This is a genomic window from Novosphingobium terrae, from assembly GCF_017163935.1.
In the GTDB taxonomy this organism is placed as follows: Bacteria; Pseudomonadota; Alphaproteobacteria; order Sphingomonadales; family Sphingomonadaceae; genus Novosphingobium; species Novosphingobium terrae.
On record NZ_JABVZR010000001.1, the window covers coordinates 1,277,031 to 1,297,241 of the forward strand.

19 protein-coding genes are annotated in these 20,211 nt (G+C 63.3%); 8 read left to right on the plus strand and 11 right to left on the minus strand.

Translation table 11 applies throughout. The features are described 5' to 3' along the window. Positions 1–4 precede the first annotated feature (4 nt). Positions 5–637, plus strand: coding sequence for a hypothetical protein (locus HGK27_RS06005; protein ID WP_206239551.1), 633 nt, complete (start codon positions 5–7; stop codon positions 635–637). Here the strand turns inward: HGK27_RS06005 and HGK27_RS06010 are convergent. From HGK27_RS06010 to HGK27_RS06020, 3 genes are all read right to left on the minus strand, one after another. Continuing rightward, positions 626–1,963, minus strand: a complete 1,338-nt coding sequence (locus HGK27_RS06010) for an O-antigen ligase family protein (RefSeq protein WP_206239553.1) — start codon at positions 1,961–1,963, stop codon at positions 626–628. The genes HGK27_RS06005 and HGK27_RS06010 overlap by 12 nt on opposite strands. A gap of 26 nt (positions 1,964–1,989) precedes the next feature. Next, positions 1,990–2,655 carry a sugar transferase gene (locus HGK27_RS06015; protein ID WP_206239555.1) on the minus strand — a complete coding sequence of 222 codons (666 nt, stop codon included), beginning with the start codon at positions 2,653–2,655 and terminating at the stop codon, positions 1,990–1,992. A gap of 161 nt (positions 2,656–2,816) precedes the next feature. After that, positions 2,817–3,845, minus strand: a complete 1,029-nt coding sequence (locus tag HGK27_RS06020) for a cell wall hydrolase (RefSeq protein WP_241126866.1) — start codon at positions 3,843–3,845, stop codon at positions 2,817–2,819. A 182-nt stretch (positions 3,846–4,027) separates the two neighbouring features. Between HGK27_RS06020 and HGK27_RS06025 the strand changes: the two genes are divergently transcribed. After that, complete coding sequence (locus tag HGK27_RS06025; RefSeq protein WP_241126867.1) at positions 4,028–5,518, plus strand: phosphomannomutase; 1,491 nt, start codon at positions 4,028–4,030, stop codon at positions 5,516–5,518. Positions 5,519–5,707: 189 nt separating this feature from the next. On the opposite strand, the gene HGK27_RS06030 is transcribed toward HGK27_RS06025, so the two are convergent. From HGK27_RS06030 to cyoA, 7 genes are read right to left on the minus strand one after another with little or no spacing between them, the layout of a single operon-like run. Further along, positions 5,708–6,271 (minus strand): response regulator transcription factor, encoded by a 564-nt coding sequence (locus tag HGK27_RS06030; RefSeq protein ID WP_206239557.1) that lies wholly within the window; start codon positions 6,269–6,271, stop codon positions 5,708–5,710. Continuing rightward, positions 6,268–7,560 carry an ATP-binding protein gene (locus tag HGK27_RS06035; protein ID WP_206239560.1) on the minus strand — a complete coding sequence of 431 codons (1,293 nt, stop codon included), beginning with the start codon at positions 7,558–7,560 and terminating at the stop codon, positions 6,268–6,270. The genes HGK27_RS06030 and HGK27_RS06035 overlap by 4 nt, the downstream gene beginning before the upstream one ends. Before the next feature lie 21 nt (positions 7,561–7,581). Next, complete coding sequence (locus tag HGK27_RS06040; RefSeq protein ID WP_206239562.1) at positions 7,582–8,346, minus strand: SURF1 family protein; 765 nt, start codon at positions 8,344–8,346, stop codon at positions 7,582–7,584. 7 nt (positions 8,347–8,353) lie between these two features. Continuing rightward, the gene (gene cyoD, locus HGK27_RS06045; RefSeq protein WP_206239564.1) at positions 8,354–8,740 is read right to left on the minus strand and encodes a cytochrome o ubiquinol oxidase subunit IV; all 387 of its coding nucleotides are present in this window, start codon (positions 8,738–8,740) and stop codon (positions 8,354–8,356) included. Continuing rightward, the gene (cyoC, locus tag HGK27_RS06050) at positions 8,740–9,381 is read right to left on the minus strand and encodes a cytochrome o ubiquinol oxidase subunit III (protein WP_241126869.1); all 642 of its coding nucleotides are present in this window, start codon (positions 9,379–9,381) and stop codon (positions 8,740–8,742) included. Before cyoC ends, cyoD begins: the two co-directional genes overlap by 1 nt. Continuing rightward, a complete protein-coding gene (gene cyoB / locus HGK27_RS06055; protein WP_206239566.1) occupies positions 9,378–11,414 on the minus strand; it encodes a cytochrome o ubiquinol oxidase subunit I in 2,037 nt (678 codons plus the stop codon). Before cyoB ends, cyoC begins: the two co-directional genes overlap by 4 nt. A gap of 11 nt (positions 11,415–11,425) precedes the next feature. Further along, the gene (cyoA, locus tag HGK27_RS06060; protein ID WP_407674604.1) at positions 11,426–12,655 is read right to left on the minus strand and encodes a ubiquinol oxidase subunit II; all 1,230 of its coding nucleotides are present in this window, start codon (positions 12,653–12,655) and stop codon (positions 11,426–11,428) included. A 148-nt stretch (positions 12,656–12,803) separates the two neighbouring features. On the opposite strand from cyoA, the gene HGK27_RS06065 reads away from it, so the two are divergent. The 3 genes from HGK27_RS06065 (at position 12,804) to HGK27_RS06075 (ending at position 16,457) form a co-directional block, all read left to right on the plus strand. Beyond that, the gene (locus HGK27_RS06065) at positions 12,804–14,162 is read left to right on the plus strand and encodes an MFS transporter (protein ID WP_206239570.1); all 1,359 of its coding nucleotides are present in this window, start codon (positions 12,804–12,806) and stop codon (positions 14,160–14,162) included. A gap of 76 nt (positions 14,163–14,238) precedes the next feature. After that, complete coding sequence (locus HGK27_RS06070; RefSeq protein ID WP_206239572.1) at positions 14,239–15,738, plus strand: ATP-binding protein; 1,500 nt, start codon at positions 14,239–14,241, stop codon at positions 15,736–15,738. Next, positions 15,735–16,457, plus strand: coding sequence for a response regulator transcription factor (locus HGK27_RS06075; protein WP_206239574.1), 723 nt, complete (start codon positions 15,735–15,737; stop codon positions 16,455–16,457). Before HGK27_RS06070 ends, HGK27_RS06075 begins: the two co-directional genes overlap by 4 nt. 261 nt (positions 16,458–16,718) lie before the next feature. Here HGK27_RS06075 and HGK27_RS06080 read toward each other — a convergent pair whose 3' ends face one another. Continuing rightward, on the minus strand, positions 16,719–17,099 hold the full coding sequence (locus tag HGK27_RS06080; RefSeq protein ID WP_206239575.1) for a PilZ domain-containing protein: 381 nt from the start codon (positions 17,097–17,099) through the stop codon (positions 16,719–16,721). A gap of 223 nt (positions 17,100–17,322) precedes the next feature. Between HGK27_RS06080 and HGK27_RS06085 the strand changes: the two genes are divergently transcribed. The 3 genes from HGK27_RS06085 (at position 17,323) to HGK27_RS06095 (ending at position 20,192) form a co-directional block, all read left to right on the plus strand. Further along, positions 17,323–17,634 carry an FtsB family cell division protein gene (locus HGK27_RS06085; protein WP_206239577.1) on the plus strand — a complete coding sequence of 104 codons (312 nt, stop codon included), beginning with the start codon at positions 17,323–17,325 and terminating at the stop codon, positions 17,632–17,634. A 139-nt stretch (positions 17,635–17,773) separates the two neighbouring features. Further along, on the plus strand, positions 17,774–18,847 hold the full coding sequence (gene pdhA / locus HGK27_RS06090; protein ID WP_206239579.1) for a pyruvate dehydrogenase (acetyl-transferring) E1 component subunit alpha: 1,074 nt from the start codon (positions 17,774–17,776) through the stop codon (positions 18,845–18,847). 1 nt (position 18,848) lies between these two features. After that, positions 18,849–20,192 carry a pyruvate dehydrogenase complex E1 component subunit beta gene (locus HGK27_RS06095; RefSeq protein ID WP_206239581.1) on the plus strand — a complete coding sequence of 448 codons (1,344 nt, stop codon included), beginning with the start codon at positions 18,849–18,851 and terminating at the stop codon, positions 20,190–20,192. Positions 20,193–20,211: the final 19 nt, after the last annotated feature.

Sequence of the window (20,211 nt, forward strand, 5' to 3'; positions counted from 1 at the left end):
GACGATGGCCGGTGTTTCTATCGTGATGCCGGTGCTGTGTCTGGCGGGAGTTGCTGCGGCAGGATATCTTGCCGAGCGCGAATGGGTGACCCAGACCATCATTCTTGCCATGCGAGACCCTCTGAATGAAGGGCAGGCCGTGCTGGCTGACCATGCCGACGATCCGCCCGAGGCTCTGGGGGACAGGGCCAAAGCGGGGCTCGCGGAGCTGGCTCTGATGTCTGCAGGGCGGGCGCAAAGCCGGGGGGAGCGGTTGCTCGATCTGGTGCGAGCCGATCGGCAGATCGCGGAATTAAACCGTTCCCGCCCGGCCTGGGCAACGACCCGGATTTTGACGGCTCAGGCCGATCTGATCACGCATCCGTCCGCATCTTCGCTTGGTGTGTCCGCCTATGTTGCCAGCTATCGCGCAGCGCCCTTTCTGATGCATGAGGCGCGCTGGCGGATCGCCTATGGGGCTTCCGTCTGGAACCGCTTGCCCGACGCCACGCGGCAAGGCCTGCTTGACGAGGCCGAGTGGCTGACCCGTTTTGACAACAGTCAGCGCCCGGCGATCGAGCATCTGCTGGGGGCTCGCCCCGCAGCGATGGCCTATCAGTTTCGCATGGCGTCGGGCCATCTTCCGTCAGCGGATTGAGGGCGGGCTGGCACGACCATAGAGCAGGCCTGACAGGCCCATAACCAGCCCCACCACCGCTGGCACATTCATGGCGATATCGAACAGGGAAGCGCATAGCGGCAGCAGGACAGCCAACACCATCGACAGCGCCACTGGGCTTTTCAGAACGCTGCCATGGCGCAACAGTCGCCAGAACACCGCACCCAACCACGCCAGCACCAGTGCGAGACCCGGCCAACCCAGTTCCAGCACCACTTGCAGCGGCGCGGCATGCGCGGCGCCGAAATCCCACATGGTCAAGGCATTGCCGACCGTAAGCGTGTGCTGGTTGATCTCGATAAAGGAGCCCGGCCCATAGCCTGACCATGGCGCGGCCTGAGCCATGGTCCAGAATCGCGCCCAGATCGCCAGCCTTGTGGCACCATCATGAGGCAAATCCTCAAGCCGGTCGAAGAAAAAGCCGATCGACAGCGCGAGCACCACCAGCAGCGCGATACCACCCAGCAGGTAAAAGCGATGCACGCCTGAAATCATGACGCGGCCAAGGCAGAGCAGGGTGATGCAGGGCAGCAGCAACAGAATGGCGCTGCGCGATTGTGTCGCCGCAGCCAGAGCCATGCACAGCAAGCAACTTGACGCGCAGCAAGCCAGCATCAGCAAGTTGCGATCCGAGGGGCGTATCTGCCAGCTGCGAAAGCGCATGAAGGAGACGCCCATGGCGATCAAACTCACCATGGCAAAAATCACGCCCGCAACGTTGGGATTGCCGATCGACGCGGAAAACCGCAGCCTTTGGCCGATCTCCAGCCCCAGCACGGCCGGATCGACCCATTCCAGCCGCACCGCCGCCATGGAGAGCGCGATGCCGGGGCCGACCAGCAGGGTGATGGCCTCGGCGAAGCGGCGGCAGGCGTGGCGCTGCTGGCCCAGACGCGTCATGGCCAGAAAGAACATCACCTGCCCATAGAGGCTCAAAAGGCTCAGTGCATAGAGATCGGGAGACAGTGGTGGCGCGATGGGCGGCAGATGACACGAAGGCAGCGTGGCCCAGCCCAGTTGCAACAGGCAGGGCAGGCCTGCCGGCCATGCCGATGCGTACCAGTCCCGATGTGCGGGCATGACGCTGAAGATGGCTCCGGCCAACAGGCACTGGCCAAGCGCAAACATCGCGGTCAGCATGCCGCTGTTGGCAGCCCCCAGCAGCGCGCCGCCGGTCGTGAGCAATGCGGCGGTGCAGGGCAGCAGATAGGGGATAAGATCGGCGTAGGGCAAACCATAGGCCCTCCGCCGATTTACCCCCACGATCGAGCGATAAAAACCGCGTTGCGCAAAAGCCTGTTTCATGGATGTGCCGAAGCAGCGCTGCCCCTTCAACAGGAGCCTCGCTGCAACAGCACTGCCGGCAGAGTGCGCGCCATGATGACGCCGTTCAGCATCATGGTCCGCCGCCTGATATAGACCACATCCATGGCCACGCGGCGGCGATAGCTGGTGTTGCTGCGCCCGCTGACCTGCCACAGGCCGGTAATCCCGGGCCTTACCTGACAATAATGGCTGAAATGATGGCCGTAGCGGGTGATCTCGCTATGGACGATGGGACGCGGGCCGACCCAACTCATCGTACCATTCAGCACATTGTAGAGCTGCGGCAGCTCGTCGATGCTGCTGCGGCGCAGAAAATGGCCTATGGCGGTGATGCGGGGGTCTTTGCGCAATTTCTGGCTGACTTGCCATTCCTCACGGGCTTCAGGATCACGGTCAAGCAGTTCGGCGAGGCGCCTGTCCGCATCCACTTGCATGGTGCGGAATTTGCAGCAACCAAAGGTCTCGCCGTTGCGTCCGATGCGTTTATGGATGAACAGCACCGGTCCCTTGCTGGTGCCGCGGATCGCCACGGCAACCAAAAGCAGCAGCGGCAGAACGATGGCCAGCACGGCCAGCGCCAGAGCGATATCGAGACAGCGTATCCAGTCCCATTCCGACAGGTGACGGAGGCGAGGAAAAGCGAAGGGAGAGGTCGCCGGCAAACTGGCCATGATGCACCTTGTTGCAGCCTATGCTGCGGTGCAGCCTATCCAAACTGGCGGTGCATCAAATCGATGATCTGTCCAAATTAGTTCTATATGCCATGAGAAATATCTAAATCTGATCTAAGCGATGGATGGATTTTGGGAGGTCATAATTGCTTATGTCCATTTTATAGGCCTGTAAGAGGTATTGATTCATTTTTGCGCCGGGGCTGCCCAAAGTAAGATTTCTTCCTTGGCTTTTCCTGCTGGCTGTTGGGCGGTGTTGAGATCGTCACAGATCGCGCCTCAGGATCAGCTATGGCTGGCAAGGGCCATTGTTCAGCATTCACCAGCAGCAGCTTTGGCCTGCCCTCTGTCAGCAAGGCGGGATGCGTCTCGATTTTGGCGCTGATCGGGGGCGGGGGGCCTTCAAAGGGCTGCGCCGTAGCGAGCATCGGGGGCATCGGCATGCTTGGCGCGGCATAGCCGGGATAGGCGGCGGCGGGGCGATAGAACACATGATTGCCGATGATCGCCACCTTGCGCAAATCTTTGGCCCAGAGCGGGACGATCCAGACCGTATGGTAATGCGTGGCCTGCCCGGTCTGCGCCGATGTGGCGCCATGCAGCGCAGCTTGCGCCACCAGACGGGCACGTTGCAACCGCGCGGGGTCAGGCTGGCGGGAGAGGGCTCCGTCGCAAACGAAGGTGAACTGGCATCCGGTTGCTCGCTCGCCGCCTTGATGAACCACCGCGCAGATCGTCTTGGGATAGCGCGGATGGCGCAAGCGGTTGAGGATCACCTGAGCCACCGCCAACTGTCCCGTCAGGCTTTCGCTGGCGGCTTCGTAATAGATGGCGCTGGCTATACAGTCAGTCGCGTGTTCCAGTTCAAGGGGCGAGAGCCATTCGGCATGAAAGGCGGGTGGGGCGGGATTGAGCGTCTCCAGCGGGGAGGCCATGTTGTAGGCCCGCGCCTGCTCGCGGCCAAGGGTTTGAGCCTGTTGCGGCAGAAAGGAGTCGATGGCTGGCTCGGCATCTTTTGATGCCTCTGCCTGACTGATTTCGGTCTGCCCGCTTTCGGTCAGCCCCGGTGCCAGCCCGGCGAAGCTTTCCGCCATGCCCCAATTAGTGTAGCAGACCAGCGCGCAGGCCAAGGCCAGCAAGGCCATCAGCCCCGCATCCCACAGGCGGGCGATATGCACGGGCGCGATCATGGGGCATGGGCTAACGCGCTTTCGCAGCGGCCTGAAGCTGCGACTGATCGGCTTTGGAGCCTTTCCCTCGTGCGTGCGTTAAACATCGCAGTGTATTGCGAAATTCGTTTCGGGTGGGGTGGCCCCCGCACGGCGGACGCGATAGAGGGGGCAAGTCCCCACAACAGGCCAGGAAATTTTCGATGACCCAGCAGGACGCCCGGACCACACCTCTGACGGTCGATGCCGTGATGGCGCGCTCTGGTGTGCAATTCGGCACCAGCGGCGCGCGCGGCGAGGTGGTGGCGATGACCGATCAGGTCTGCCATGCCTATACCACCGGCTTTCTCCAGCATCTGGCCAGCCTTGGAGAGTTTTCGCCCGGCACGCGTGTGGCAGTGGCAGGCGATCTGCGGCCCAGCACGCCGCGCATCATGGCGGCCTGCGCTCAGGCCGTGCGCGACCTGGGCGGAGAGCCCGTGTTCTGCGGTTTTGTGCCGACGCCGGCGCTGGCGCTCTATGCCTTCGGGCAGGGCATACCCTCGCTGATGGTGACGGGCAGCCATATCCCTGCCGACCGCAACGGCATCAAATTCTACCGCCCCAAGGGCGAGGTGCTGAAGGATGATGAGGCCGGGATGCGCGGTCAGGTGATCGCCACCGATCCGGCCATTTTCGACGAATCCGGCATGCTGAAGGCCGAGGCGGCGCTGCCTGAGGTGACCGAGGTCGCGGGCAGCTACATCCAGCGTTATGTCGATCATTTCGGCGCTCAGGCGCTGCGCGGGCTGACGATTGGTGTCTATCAGCACTCGGCGGTGGGCCGCGATGTGCTGGTCGAGGTGGTCGAGGCAATGGGCGGCAAGGCCGTGGCACTGGGCCGTGCCACGCAGTTCATTCCCGTCGATACCGAGGCCATTCGTCCCGAGGATGTCGAGCTGGCCAAGGGTTGGGCGGAAGAGTTCGGTTTCGATGCGATCATTTCGACCGATGGCGATTCGGATCGCCCGCTGCTGGCCGATCACAAGGGTGAGTGGCTGCGCGGCGATGTGCTGGGCGTGCTGTGCGCCCGCGCGCTGAGGGCCCATGCGGTGGTGACTCCGGTGTCGAGCAACACGGTGCTGGAACGCTGCGGTGCCTTTGCCGAGACGGATCGCACGAAGATCGGCTCGCCTTTCGTGATCGCGGCGATGAATGCGCATCTGGCCAAGGGTGAACAGCCGGTTGTTGGCTATGAGGCCAATGGCGGGTTCCTGCTGGGCACCAAGCTGGGCTCGCTGGAGCCGCTGCCGACGCGCGATGCGGTGTTGCCGGTGTTGACGGTGATCGTGGCGTCGCGTCCGGGGCGGATTCGCGATCTGATCGAGGAACTGCCGCCGCGTGTGACCTTCTCGGACCGTATCCAGAACTTTGCCACCGAGCGCAGTGAGGCAATCTTCGCCAAGCTGCTTGAGGGTGACAAGGATGCGCAGATCGCCCGGTTGACCGAGCATTTCGGCGGGATCGCCGGTGCTGTGACCGATCTTGATCTGACCGATGGTATCCGCATGACGACGCAGCAGGGGGCGATCATCCATCTGCGTCGCTCGGGCAACGCGCCGGAACTGCGCTGCTATTCCGAAAGCGACAATGCCGAACAGGCCGAGGCGATCAACAAGCAGGCGCTGGCCATCGTTCGCGATAAGCTGGTGTAAGAGACAGGCGGCGTTCGGCTCTGCTGAACGCCGCCGCGCCGCAGGCATAAAAGCAGTATGCGCTACGTGCAGACCTTGCCTTGATGCAGGTGGAGAGTTCAAGCGCAAGGATCGGGCGCCACTGTCCCATCGTCGGAAGACGTCATAGGAGCGCGAGGGGGTAACCCCTTCGCATCTTCCCTTTAACTCTTACTTCAACTGCCGCTTTTCCAGCTTCCGCGCCAACGTGCGCCGATGCATCCCCAACCGGCGTGCGGCTTCGGAGATGTTGAAATCGCAATCGGCCAGAGTGGAGTGGATATACTCCCACTCCATCGTCTTGATCGAGGTCTTGCGGCCTTCCAGAGGCACCTCGGGATTGCCCTCGCGCTGGGCGAAGGCTTCCTCGATGTCGTCGGTGTTGGCGGGCTTGGCGAGGTAATGCGCGGCGCCCAGCTTGATGGCTTCCACCGCCGTGGCGATGCTGGCAAAGCCGGTGAGCACCACAATGCAGGTGGCCGGATCATGCTGGCTGAGCATCTGCACGCAGGTCAGGCCCGAGGCGGTGCCCAGTTTCAGATCCACCACGGCGTAATCGAAGGCGTCGTCGCCCAGCAGGGCTTCAAGCTCCTCGGGGCTGGAGGCGAGTTGCACGTCATAGCCGCGCCGCTCGAAAGAGCGCTTCAGGGTGCGGCCAAAAGCGGGGTCGTCCTCGACGATCACCAGCGTGGGCTGGATCGCCGACTCCGGGGATAGGGGGGCCGGATCGTTCATTTTGCCCTTTTGCCCTGAAAGGCCAGCGCCGACAACGGGATCGTCAGGCTGACCTGAGCGCCGCCGTCCTCGCGGTTTTCCACCTTCAGCCGCCCGCCCAGCTTGCGCGCCACATTGACCACGAGGAACAGGCCGAGCCCGCCGCCATCGCGTCCCTTGGTGGAGACATAGGGCTTGCCGATCTGGTCGATCACCTCAGGCGCGAAGCCGGGGCCTTCATCAGTGGTGACGATGCTGAGCCAGTCACGCTCGCGCCGGGCTTCGATGGCGATGCCGTTGGGGGAGGCGTCGATGGCATTGTCGACGATATTGCTGAGCACCTGACGCAGGGCGGGATCGGCCACGATGTCCAGATCCTCGCCGATCTCTTCGGTGAAGGCGATGGGGCAGGGGGAGCGGTCACGCCAGTCGTCGATGAAGGTGTTCAGGAAGCTGTGCAGCGAGGTGACCTGCGGATTCTCGCCTCGGATTTCGCCCGCTGAGATCAGCACGCCGGACAGGATCGCCTTGCAGCGCTTCAACTCGCCCTGCATCAGCGCGATGTCCTCGGCCAGATCGCTGTCCTGCTTGACGCTGGGGTGATGCGCCCAGTCGCCAAGGATCACCGACATGGAGGCGAGCGGCGTGCCCAACTCATGCGCCGCGCCGCTGGCCAGCAGGCCGAGGCGGACAATGTGATCCTCCTCGGCGGCGCGCTGGCTGAGCGCAGCCAAACGGGCATCGCTGGCGCGGCGGTTGCGGTCGATGCGGCCCACGAAGAAGACCAGCAGCGATCCGATCAGCAGGAAGCACAGCAGGCTGCCGATCAGATAAAGCTGGAAATGCACGCCTTCATAGACGCTTGGCAAGGTCAGCGGCTGGAAGAAGAAGGTGAGGAAGGTGGCGTCGCAGCCCGCCAGCACCGCGATGATCCAGCTCCAGCGCGGGGGCAGCAGGATGGCGCCGATCACGATCTGCAGCAGGAAGAGGAAAGCGAAGGGGTTGGTGCCGCCGCCGGTCTGGTAGAGCTGCCAGGCCAGCGCGGACACATCCAGCATCAGCGAACCAAGCAGCTCAATATAGGAAAAGCCGCGCCGCCCGATGCTGAGCACCAGCGTCACCAGATTGACCAGCGCCAGCAGCACCAGCACCGTCATCATCTCGAAGATCGGCAAATGGACGCGCAGCACGGCGGCGGCAAACCAGATGGTCAGCAGCTGGCCGACCACCGCGATCCAGCGCAACTGGATCAGCAGCATCATGTTGCGCTTGGAGGCGGGGGCGATTTGCCAAGGGGGGGTGTCGCTCATGCGAGCACGCCCCCGGCAGGGTCAGGCGCGCTGGCGCCGGACCAGCACAATGGCGCCCAGACTAAGCACCGCAAGGGTAAACCAGGTGATTGCATAGCTCAGGTGATTGTTGGGAAAGCTCACCACCGTCAAGCCCGCCATGGGTTGATGGGCCATGATGGCGGCATCGACGGGAGAATCAGGGCGCATGGTCTGCGCATCGATGAACCAGTCGGGCAGGGCGGCGATATGGCGATGCGCGGCGATGGCAAAGATATCGCGTGAGGTCCAATGGTCGGCGGCAGGATCATTGCTGCGCAGGAAGCTGCCATTGGGTTCGGTCAGGCGCAGCAGGCCCGTCACCTTGACCGGCACGGCGGGGGTTGCGGCGACCACAGCGTCACGCGTGGTGCCCATCGGCACATAGCCGCGGTTGATGTAGAGGATGCGCCCGGCATCGGTCTGCAGCGGGGTCAGCGCCCAATAGCCGGTGCCATAGGCCGAGGCCCCTGTCACCAGCGTGGTGCCCTGCGCCAGCCAGCGGCCATGAAGGGTGAAGCGGCGATATTCGGCGGCTTTGAGCAGCTCGCCGGGCAGGCCGGTCGGCACGGCGTCGATCGTCTGGGGTGTGGCGTTCAGGCCCGCGTTCACCCGGGCGATCAGCGCTTCCTTCCAGCTCAGGCGCTTCACCTGCCACACGCCAAGGCCCGCGAAGAGGGCGGCAAAAGCCAGAAGGGCGGCCACCAGCATAAACTGGCGCCGCCCCCCTGTCTTGCCCTCGGTTGCCAGAGGCAAGTCCAAGGTCATGTCGCGATCAGCCCATGCCGTCCATGGTGGCGGGCATCGGCATCATGTTCTGGTTGAGGTGGAACATCACCCACATCGAACCGGAGAGCACGATCATCACGATGATCAGCGTGAAGATCAGGGCCAGCAGGTTCTGCCCGCCCTCGACCTTGGGGCTCATGTGCAGGAAGTAGACCATGTGGACCACGATCTGCACGGCGGCAAAGCCCATGATGACAAGGCCCGTGGCGGCGGGGCTGTGAAGCGCCCCGGTCATCACCAGCCAGAAGGGAATGGCGGTGAGGATCACCGACAGGACGAAACCGATCACATAGTCCTTCATCGAGGCATGGAAGCCCGAATCGTGGCCATGATCGCCATGGCCGTGATCGTTGTGGTGAGAATGGTCGGCCATCAGCGCAGCGTCCCCATCAGATAAACAAAGGTGAAAACGCCGATCCACACCACGTCAAGGAAGTGCCAGAACAGCGAGAGGCACTGCAGGCGGCGCTGGTTGGCGGCGGTCAGGCCAAAGCGGCCCACCTGCACCATCAGCGTCACCAGCCAGATCGAACCGAAGGTGACGTGCAGGCCGTGCGTGCCCACCAGCGTGAAGAAGCTGGAGAGGAACGCGCTGCGCTGCGGGCCATTGCCGCTTTCGATCAGCTCGTGGAACTCGGTCAGCTCGATGGTCAGGAAGGCCAGACCGAAGAGCAGCGTGATGAACAGCCAGATCAGCGTGGCATTCTTCTTGCCCGACTGCATCGCAATCATCGAGAAGCCATAGGTGATCGAGCTGAACAGCAGCATCGAGGTGTTGAGCGCCACCAGCGGCAGGTTGAACAGGGTCCGGGGACCCTCACCGCCCGCATAATTGCCGCCCAGCACGCCGAAGGTGGCGAACAGCATGGCAAAGATGAGGCAGTCGCTCATCAGATAGATCCAGAAGCCCAGATTGGTGCTGTAGCCGTCCGGATGAGCATGCTCATGCAGGTCGTAGTAGCTGGCGACGAGTTCGTCGCCAGACTTGTTCAGAGGGGTCTTAGGAGTGCTCACGCGGCGGCTCCTTCCTTGGAGAGCGCAGCCAGCTGCGCGGTGCGCTGCTCTTCCACTTCCGCGATATGCGCGGCGTGGATGTGGTAGCTGCGGTCATAGTTGAAGGTGTGGAAGATCGCGGTGGCAACCAGCACGGCGAAACCGCCGATGGCCGCCCACCACACCTGCCAGATCAGCGCGAAGCCGATCGCCGTGGCCAGACCCGCCAGCACCACACCGGCCCAGGTCGAGCGGGGCATGTGGATGTCGGCGAAGCCCGAAGTCGGACGGGGCACGCCCACCTTCTTCATGTCGGCCCAGGCGTCCAGATCGTGGATGATCGGCGTGAAGGCGAAGTTGTACTCCGGCGGCGGCGAGGAGGTCGCCCATTCCAGGGTACGGCCATCCCACGGATCGCCCGAGAGATCCTTGTACTCTTCACGCTTCCAGATCGAGATGGCGAACTGCAGCAGCATCGCGCCGATGCCGGCGGCGATGAACAGCGCGCCGATCATGGCCACGATGTAGTAGATGCGCAGATCGTCAAAGCTGTGGTCGAACACGCGCATACGGCGGGTCACGCCCATCAGGCCCAGCATGTAGAGCGGGGTGAAAGCCAGCCAGAAGCCGACAACCCAGCACCAGAACTGCACCTTGCCCCAGAACTGGTTCAGCTTGAAGCCGAACGCCTTGGGCCACCAGTAGTTGATGGCGGCGAACACGCCGAACACCACGCCGCCGATGATCACGTTATGGAAGTGAGCGATCAGGAACACCGAGTTGTGCAGCACGAAGTCGGCTGCGGGCACGGCCATCATCACGCCGGTCATGCCGCCGATGGTGAAGGTCAGCATGAACGCAATGGTCCACATCATCGGCAGTTCGAAGCGGATGCGACCGCGGTACATGGTGAAGAGCCAGTTGAACAGCTTCGCACCGGTGGGGATCGAGATCACCATGGTGGTGATGCCGAAGAAGGAGTTGACCGAGGCGCCCGAACCCATCGTGAAGAAGTGGTGGAGCCAGACGAGGTAGGAGAGGATACCGATGACCAGCGTGGCGTAGACCATCGAGGTGTAGCCAAACAGGCGCTTGGAGCAGAAGGTGGCGGTCACTTCGGAGAAGACGCCGAAGACCGGCAGGACGAGGATGTAGACCTCGGGGTGGCCCCAGATCCAGATCAGGTTGACGTACAGCATGGCGCTGCCGCCGAAATCGTTGGTGAAGAAGTCGGTGTGGAAGGTGCGGTCCAGACCCAGCAGGGCCAGAACCACGGTCAGCACGGGGAAGGCGGCCACGATCAGCACGTTGGTGACCAGAGCGGTCCAGGTGAAGACGGGCATGCGCATCAGGCTCATGCCCGGGGCGCGCAGCTTGAGGATGGTGGCGATCAGGTTGACGCCCGAAAGCGTGGTGCCGACACCGGCCACCTGAAGCGACCAGATGTAATAGTCCACACCCACGTCAGGGCTGTAGGCCAGACCCGAGAGCGGGGGATAGGCCAGCCAGCCGGTGCGGGCGAACTCACCGATGAACAGCGAGGCCATCACCAGCACCGCGCCGCCCACCGTCATCCAGAACGAGAAGTTGTTCAGGAAGGGAAAGGACACGTCGCGCGCGCCGATCTGGAGGGGGACCACATAGTTCATCAGGCCGGTCACGAAGGGCATGGCCACGAAGAAAATCATGATCACGCCGTGGGCCGTGAACACCTGGTCGAAGTGGTGAGAGTTGAGGTAACCATCAGACCCGCCGAAAGCGAGCGCCTGCTGCGAACGGATCATCAGCGCGTCGGCAAAGCCGCGCAGGAACATGACAAGGCCAAGGACCATGTACATGACGCCGATCTTCTTGTGATCGACGCTGGTGAACCACTCCTTCCAGAGATAGCCCCAGAGCTTGAAATAGGTGAGCGCCGCCACCAGCGCGATGCCGCCAAAGGCGACGCCGGCGAAGGTGACCATGACGATCGGTTCGGTGGGCAAGGCATCGAAACCGAGACGGCCCAGCAGGGGCGTCCAGTGCGAATGCGTTGAAGGTGCTTCTAATAGCATGGGCTTCACAATCACGAATGAGTGGAGCGGGCCGGGGCGAGCAGGCTCAGCTCCGACTGGCGGGGCGCCTTGGCAGGCGCCGTGGAGGCGTTGGCAGGCTTCTGACCTTCAGGCAGCAGCGGGCCGGCCATCTTGGCGCCCGGCTCGCACATGGCGCGCACGAAGGCCTTGTCCAGAGCGGCCTGCTGGCCGGGGATGACGGGCGTGACGCTCTCGCGGCCATTCTTGTCATAGGTCAGCTGGGCAACGTTGAAGGCGCCGGCCTTGCCGGTGCCGCCCTTGGCGTCGAGCGCCATCATCTGGTTGACGCACATCTTGCCCGAACGGACGCAGAGGTTGACCACGCGGTCGAACAGGTCACCCTGCACGGCGGCATAGTGATGCACCGGATTGGCTTCCGAAGGCTGTTCCAGCTTCAGGTAAGAGGCTGCATCCAGCTTGTCGCCGTCACCCTTGGCCTTGGCGATCCAGCTGTCGAAACCGGCCTGGTCCACGCCCAGCGCGGCAAAGCGCATGTGCGAGAAGCCCGCGCCGCTGTAATTGGCCGAGAAGCCTTCATACGAGCCGGTCTTGTTGATCACGGCGTTGAGCTGGGTGGTCATGCCCGGCATGGCATAGATCTGCCCGGCAACGGCCGGGATGTAGAAGGAGTTCATCACCGAAGAGGCGGTGATCGAGAAATGCACCGGGCGGTCCACCGGCAGCGCGACTTCGTTCACGCTGGCCACGCCCTGCTCGGGATAGATAAAGAGCCACTTCCAGTCGAGCGCGACCACCTCGATCTCCAGCGGCTTGGTGCCGGCGGCGATGGGATGGCCTTCCTTGACGCGGTCAAGCGGGCGGAAGGGGTCGAGAAGGTGAGTCGTGACCCAGGTCACCGAACCCAGCGCGATGATGATCAGCAGCGGGGCCGACCAGATCAGCAGTTCGAGCTGAGTCGAATGGTGCCATTCCGGCTCATAATGCGCATTCGCGCCGGCGCGGTAACGCCAGGCGAACAGCACGATCAGCAGCATGACCGGCACGACGATGATCAGCATCAGCAGCGTGGCGACGATCACGAGATGCGCTTGCTGCTTTGCAATATCGCCCGCCGGATTCATCACATCGGACTGACATGCAGACAAAATCAGCGGCAAGACCAATGCGCTGGCCTTGCGCCAATGGCGAAGGGGGGGTGGGAGATGCAGGCTCATGGAACGCGCGCGTAGGCCTCCGATGCTGCAGCTGCGATTGGACATTTTGTCCCATCGCCGGGATTGTCACCGGCTTCATTATGGTGCAGCCTGCGAAACAACGCAATTCAGCGCTTTTCCGGGAACCACGGTAACGGCTTTGAATTACGTATAACAGTACGGACATAATCCGTACGACATGGGATGCCTGAACATGACCACCGCCACTTACGACAAGGGGGGTGCCATTACCCCTCCCGGCGCCGGCACTGCTCCGGAGCGCGACGACCATGTTTCCCCCGGTGAGATCGCCATTGGCGTTATCATCGGTCGAACCTCGGAATTTTTTGACTTCTTCGTGTATGCCATCGCCTCGGTGCTGGTGTTCCCGAAGCTGCTCTTCCCGTTCACCGATGCCTTTACCGGCACCATCTATTCCTTCGCGATCTTCCCGCTGGCCTTTATCGCGCGGCCTTTCGGGTCTTTCGTCTTCATGCTGATCGATCTGGCCTATGGGCGCACCGCCAAGCTGGTGGTGGCGCTGTTCATGCTGGGCGGATCGACGGCTTCCATCGCCTTCCTCCCCGGCTATGCCGACATGGGCAATGGCGCCATCGCGCTGCTGGCGCTGTTCCGTCTGGGCCAGGGCTTCGCGCTGGGCGGCAGCTGGGACGGTCTGGCCTCGCTGCTGGCGCTCAACGCGCCCAAGGAGCATCGCGGCTGGTACGCGATGATCCCGCAGCTGGGCGCGCCGCTGGGGCTGATCGTGGCCAGCAGCATGTTCGCCTTCTTCCTCTCGACCCTGCCTCAGGTAGAATTCGTGAGCTGGGGCTGGCGTTTCCCCTTCTTCGTGGCCTTTGCCATCAACGTGGTGGCGCTCTTCGCCCGCCTGCGTCTGGTGGGCACCGCCGAGTTCGAACGCCTGTTCGAAAGCCGCGATCTGGCCCCCGAGCCGCCGGCTGAAACGCTGCGCAGCGAGTGGAAGACGATCCTGCTGGGCGCCTTCGCTCCGCTGGCCAGCTTTGCGCTGTTCCATATGGTGACGGTGTTCCCGCTGTCGTGGGTCTATCTCAACACCACCGAAACGCCGGTGAAGTTCCTGCTGATCGAAATCGTGGCGGCTTTCGTCGGCGTGCTGGCGATCATCGCCTCGGGCCGCCTTGCCGATCAGGTCGGGCGCCGCGTGGTGCTGGGCTGCTCGGCGGTGGTGACGGCGGTGTTCTCGGGCTTCGGTCCGCAGATGCTGGGCTCGGGCATGGCTGGCGAGATCATCTTCATGGTCACCGGCTTCGCGCTGCTGGGCGTGTCTTTCGGTCAGAGCTCGGGCGCGGTGGCCTCCAGCTTCTCGCCTTCGCACCGCTACACGGGGTCCTGCTTCACCAGCGATATCGCATGGCTGGTGGGTGCGGCCTTCGCCCCGATGATCGCGCTGAAGCTGGCACATGAGTATGGGCTGGTCGCCTCGGGCCTCTATCTGCTCTCGGGCTCGCTGCTGACGCTGACGGCGCTGTGGCTCAACCGTGAGCTCGCCGGTGGCCGCAACGGCATGTCCACCATGGCCTTGGCGATCTGACCCTTAACTATAATGTCTTGCAAGGTCGGGGCCTCGGGCACTTGCCCGGGGCCCTTGCTTCTGGAACAAGCGCGGCATGGCCGAACCTGCTGCATCGCCTTTCACGCCTTCTCCGGCCTGGTATCATGTCGACCCGCGTTCGCTGATCCGGGGCTTTGGTCTGCTGATCATCGCCGCCGCGCTCGGGGTCGAACTCGATGGCGTGCTTGAAGAGGGCTATATCAGCCTGATTTTCGTGATGGTCATCACCACCATCGGGGCCTTCTACGGGCTGGGGGTGGCGCTGGTCTGCGCGGCTGTGGGCGCGCTGAGCTTCGACTATTTCATCGGCGAGCCCAAATGGGAGCTGAGCTTCAGCCGCCCCAACGATATCGCCACCCCGCTGGTCTTCACCTTCAGCGCGATGGTGTCAGGCCTCCTGTCCGGCCGGTTGAAGGATGAGGCGCGGCAGGTCCGCCAGCGCAACATCCAGCTTGAGGCGCTGCTTGAAGCCAGTCGCGGCCTTCAGCGCGCCGGCAGCGTGCATGAGGTGACGCTGGCGCTCCACGATGGCGTCGAGGCCCAGACCGGTATCGCCGTGGCGCTTCACGCTGTGGCTCAGGCACCGGGCGAGCCCGAGGCGGGCGACAGTGCCTTGGCGCGTCAGGCGCTGGCCGCCGGGCGTGACTGGCTGGAGGATGGGGCGCTGTCGGCCTTTCCGCTCTCGGCGGGGCAGCAGACTTTGGGCGTGCTTCTGGCCCGCAGGCCGGAATCCGCTCTGCTCGATCATGATTTCGTGCTGGCTCTGGCGCGCATGACGGCGCTGGCGCTCGAACGCATCCATCTGGCCGACCGTCTGGCCGAGGCCCATGCCGCCGCCCGCGCCGAAGAGCTGAAAAGCGCGCTGCTTTCCTCGGTCAGCCATGATCTGCGCTCGCCGCTCACCGCGATCAACACGGCGGCGGCCAGCCTGCTGGCCTATGGCGAACATTTCGATCCCGAGACCTCGCAGGGGCTGCTCAACGGCATTGTGGAGGAATCGGACCGGCTCAACCACCTCACCACCAATCTGTTGCAGATGACCCGTCTGGAGGGCGGTCCTGACGGCCTTTCGCGCAGCGTGCTGCCTGCCGTCGAGATGATCCGCAATGTCGTGGCCCGGCAGATGAAGCTGGATGAGGGCCATCGCTTCCATCTGCATGCCCCCGATGGCGAGGTGCCGATCATTGCCGACGCCACGCTTTATGATCTGGTGCTCACCAATGTGATCCAGAACGCCTGCCGCTACAGCGTGCCCGGCACCAGCGTCGAGATCGTCTGCCGCGCGCAGGGGGCGATGTGCGAAATTGCCATCAGCGATGAAGGCGTCGGCGTGCCCCCGGAAGAGCAGGAACATGTGTTCGAACGTTTCTACCGTGTTGCTCGTGGGGATGGCGCGCCACGCGGCACCGGACTGGGGCTTGCCATTGCGCGCGGTTTCGTGAAAGCCTCGTCAGGAACCATTCATCTTTCATCCCCCTTGCGCGACGGAAAAGGCACCTGCATCACCATTTGCCTGCCCATCGCCCGAAGTGAGCCAGAACAGAACGCACTATGACGTCCGGCCATATCCTGCTTGTCGATGATGAGCCCGCCATCGTGAATGCCCTCCGCCCGGTGCTCAAGGCCGTGGGCCATGCGGTGACCGTCGCCAGCGACGGCACCGCCGCGCTTGCCAGCTTTGCGCTGGAAGACCCTGATGTGGTGCTGCTCGATCTGGGCCTGCCCGATATGGACGGCAAGGATGTGATCCGCGCCATCCGCGCCACCTCCACCACGCCGATCATCGTGATTTCGGCCCGCCATCAGGAGGGCGAGAAGATCGCCGCTCTGGATGAGGGTGCCGACGATTATGTCGACAAGCCCTTTGTGCTGGGCGAGCTGCTGGCCCGTGTGCGCTCCTCGCTGCGGCGGCGTGAGGCGCTGGTCAAGCCGCTGGAGACCTTCGATGCCGCGCCGCTGCACATCGATTTTGCCACCCGCGTGGTGACCTTGCGCGGTGAGGCGCTGCGCCTTTCCCCCAAAGAATACAATTTGTTGCGCACGCTGGCGCAGAGCGCGGGTCAGGTGGTGACCCAGCGGCGGCTGCTGGCGGCGGGCTGGGGTCGGTCCGAGGCCGATCCGCAATATCTGCGCGTCTATATGGGCATGCTGCGCCAGAAGCTGGAGGAAAACCCCTCCGAGCCGACGCTGATCGTCACCGAGCCCGGCGTGGGCTATCGCCTGATGGCGGTTCCCGATGCCGGGTCAGACGCGGGCGATCCCCCGGCGGCCTGAGGCTGCGGGGGTGCAGGCAGGGGAGGGCGGTCAGCCATAAAATGGCCGCCCGTGAATCGCTTAGGGATAGGATGAAACAGAGGGCGGCCGGCAGGTACATCGGCAGCGGGACGGTCTGTGAGAGCGACCCGGTGGGATGGATGTTGTGTTCTTTTGCTCCGCCACCGGGACTATGGATTTACCCGGTGGCACGCACCTAAAAAGTCCATAATGACTTTCGCTTCACCGCCTCAGGCCATCGCCTGAAGGAGCAGCCGTGGTTCAGACCCGGCGAAGCGCGGTAGGATCGGCCTTGATCTCGCGCAGCAGCAGCGCCAGCGGACGGCGCAGCACGGGTGTGGCCGGGGCGGCAGGCTCGCTCACCGGCTGACGCACGCGGGCCGGATCGATCTCCTGGGCAAAGAGGATGCCGAAGCGATTGTCCTGCGCCCAGGCGACACGCCCCTCGATCCAGCCAAGGTTGCGCAATTCGAGCGAAACCTCCGTGCCTTTTGCCGGTGCGCCTTCGCCCTCGGCCATCAGTCCTTGTGCCGAAATGTTGCGGAGTTTCACCGCGATCTCAGCGCCGGTTTCGGGGATGCGGCAGCGTGCGCTCATCAACAGGCTGTCACGAAAACTGTGGCGTTTTTCCATCACCGTCATGATCTCGACTCCAGATGGAGAGCCGCGCCCCCACGGGTCCATGCAATCGTTTAGAATGGGCCGGGTAAGCAAGGTTTGAGGGGGTGGCACTGCAAATTTACATAAGGATTTGCTGCAGAGCCCAACGACTCGGCGCATTTGCGAGGCACCGATTGCATTGCATGTCGGAAAAATGCGCGAAATCGCTTGAATCCGCGAATCATCTGTGATTCTAGTGATTCCCATGAAGAATGTCCGCAACATGCACCGGATGGCGAAGGAAACCATGATCCAATGGTTGGCCCTTGGCTGCCTGTTGTGCATGCTGGCCTGGTCGGTCGCGGGGCCCAGCGGGCTGCTCGCCTGGAGCGAAAATCACCACGCTTTGGCGGAACGGCAGCAGCGCATCAAGCTGCTCACGCTGCAGCGCAACGAACTTCAGAACCGCGTCACCCTGCTCGATCCGCGTCACACTGACCCCGATCTGGCCGGTGAATTGCTGCGCCGCAACCTGAATGTGGCGCACCCTGACGACGTCATCATGATGGTGCACTAAAGTCTACTATGCATCCGTATGGAGGCATGCGCGTCAGGCCTTGCCCTTCCTCTCAAATTTCGTATTCGAGTGTTTCCGGGCGCAGAGTCTGCGCCTATAGACGGTCGCGAAAATCGGCCTTCCATTGGGGAACTTCGTCTTGGCCAGAACCGGCAAAACCCAAAACGCTTCGCCCGCCGCTGATGCTACCGGCACTGACGGGCTTGAACATCTTCAGCAGGCCTATGAAGCCAATCGGCTCTATGCGGCCTCCGACGAGGAGCTGCTGCACTTCTACGAACAGATGGTGCTGATCCGCCGCTTTGAAGAGCGTGCCGGCCAGCTCTACGGTCTGGGCCTGATCGGCGGCTTCTGCCACCTCTACATCGGCCAGGAAGCGGTTGCCGTGGGCATCCAGTCGGCCCTGCAAGAGGGTCATGACAGCGTCATCACCGGCTACCGCGATCACGGCCACATGCTGGCCTATGGCATCGATCCCAAGGTCATCATGGCCGAGCTGACCGGTCGCGAGGCTGGCATCAGCCGCGGCAAGGGCGGCTCGATGCACATGTTCAGCACCAGCCACAAGTTCTACGGCGGCCACGGCATCGTGGGCGCGCAGGTCTCGCTGGGCGCGGGCCTGGCCTTCAGCCACCAGTACAATGAAGATGGCGGCCTGTGCGTCTCCTACTTCGGCGACGGCGCGGCCAACCAGGGCCAGGTTTACGAGAGCTTCAACATGGCGGCGCTCTGGAAGCTGCCGATCATCTTCGTGGTGGAAAACAACCAGTACGCCATGGGCACCGCTGTGAAGCGTTCCTCGGCCGAAACCCATTTCCACAAGCGTGGTGCGGCCTTCACCATCCCCGGCATGAATGTGAACGGCAATGACGTTCTCGAAGTGCGCGCGGCGGCCAACCTGGCTGTCGAATACGTCCGCGCCGGCAATGGCCCGGTGCTGATGGAGCTGAACACCTATCGCTATCGCGGCCACTCCATGTCGGACCCGGCCAAGTATCGCAGCCGTGAGGAAGTGCAGGACATGCGCGACCATCACGACCCGATCGAGGGCGCCAAGGCCGAACTGATCAAGCGCGGCGTGTCTGAGGACAGACTGAAGGAGATCGACAAGAAGATCCGTCAGATCGTGTCGGAATCCGCCGATTTCGCCGAGAGCTCGCCCGAGCCGGAGCTGCATGAGCTGTACACCGACGTTCTGGTGGAGACCTATTGAGATGGCAATCGAACTGAAGATGCCCGCGCTGTCGCCCACCATGGAAGAGGGCAAGCTGGCGCGCTGGCTGGTGAAGGAAGGCGATGAGGTCAAGTCCGGCGATATCCTCGCCGAGATCGAGACCGACAAGGCCACCATGGAATTCGAGGCCGTCGATGAGGGCACGATCGGCAAGATCGTGGTCGCCGAAGGCACCGAAGGCGTGAAGGTCGGCACCGTGATAGCCGTGATCGGTGAGGGTGATGTGGCGGCTCCGGCTGCTGCCGCGCCCGCCGCCGCTGCTGCCCCGGCGCCTGCCGCCGTGGCTGCTGCTCCGGTCGCCCCCAAGGCGCCTGCCAAGCCCGAAATCCCCCATGGCACCAACATGAAGACCTCGACCGTGCGCGAGGCTCTGCGTGACGCCATGGCCGAGGAAATGCGCCGCGATCCGCGCGTCTTCGTGATGGGCGAGGAAGTCGCCCAGTATCAGGGCGCCTACAAGGTCACGCAGGGTCTGCTGGAGGAATTCGGCCCCAAGCGCGTGATCGACACGCCGATCACCGAATACGGCTTTGCCGGCATCGGCACCGGCGCCGCCATGGGCGGCCTGCGCCCCATCGTCGAGTTCATGACGTTCAACTTCGCCATGCAGGCGATTGACCACATCATCAACTCGGCGGCCAAGACCAACTACATGTCGGGCGGCCAGATGCGTTGCCCGGTCGTGTTCCGTGGTCCCAACGGCGCCGCCAGCCGCGTGGGTGCGCAGCATTCGCAGAACTACGGCCCGTGGTACGCCAACGTCCCCGGCCTGATCGTGATCGCGCCTTACGACGCTTCGGACGCCAAGGGCCTGCTCAAGGCCGCCATCCGCAGCGAAGATCCGGTCGTGTTCCTTGAGAACGAGCTGATCTATGGCCGCAGCTTCGAGCTGCCCGAGCTGGACGACCACGTCCTGCCCATCGGCAAGGCTCGCGTGATGCGCGAAGGCAAGGACGTGACGATCGTCAGCTACTCGATCGGCGTGGGCCTGGCCCTCGAAGCCGCCGAGACGCTGGCCGCCGAAGGCATCGATGCCGAGGTGATCGATCTGCGCACGCTGCGCCCGCTCGACAAGGAGACGGTGCTGGCTTCGCTCAAGAAGACCAACCGCATCGTGGTGGCCGAAGAAGGCTGGCCGACCTGCTCGATCGCCTCGGAAATCGCGGCCATCGCGATGGAAGACGGCTTCGACGATCTGGACGCTCCGGTGGTCCGCGTCTGCAACGAGGACGTGCCGCTGCCTTACGCGAACAACCTCGAAAAGGCCGCGCTGATCGATGCCTCGCGCATCGTGGCTGGCGTGAAGAAGGTCACCTATCGCTGATCTTCGCCTTCGGGTGTGA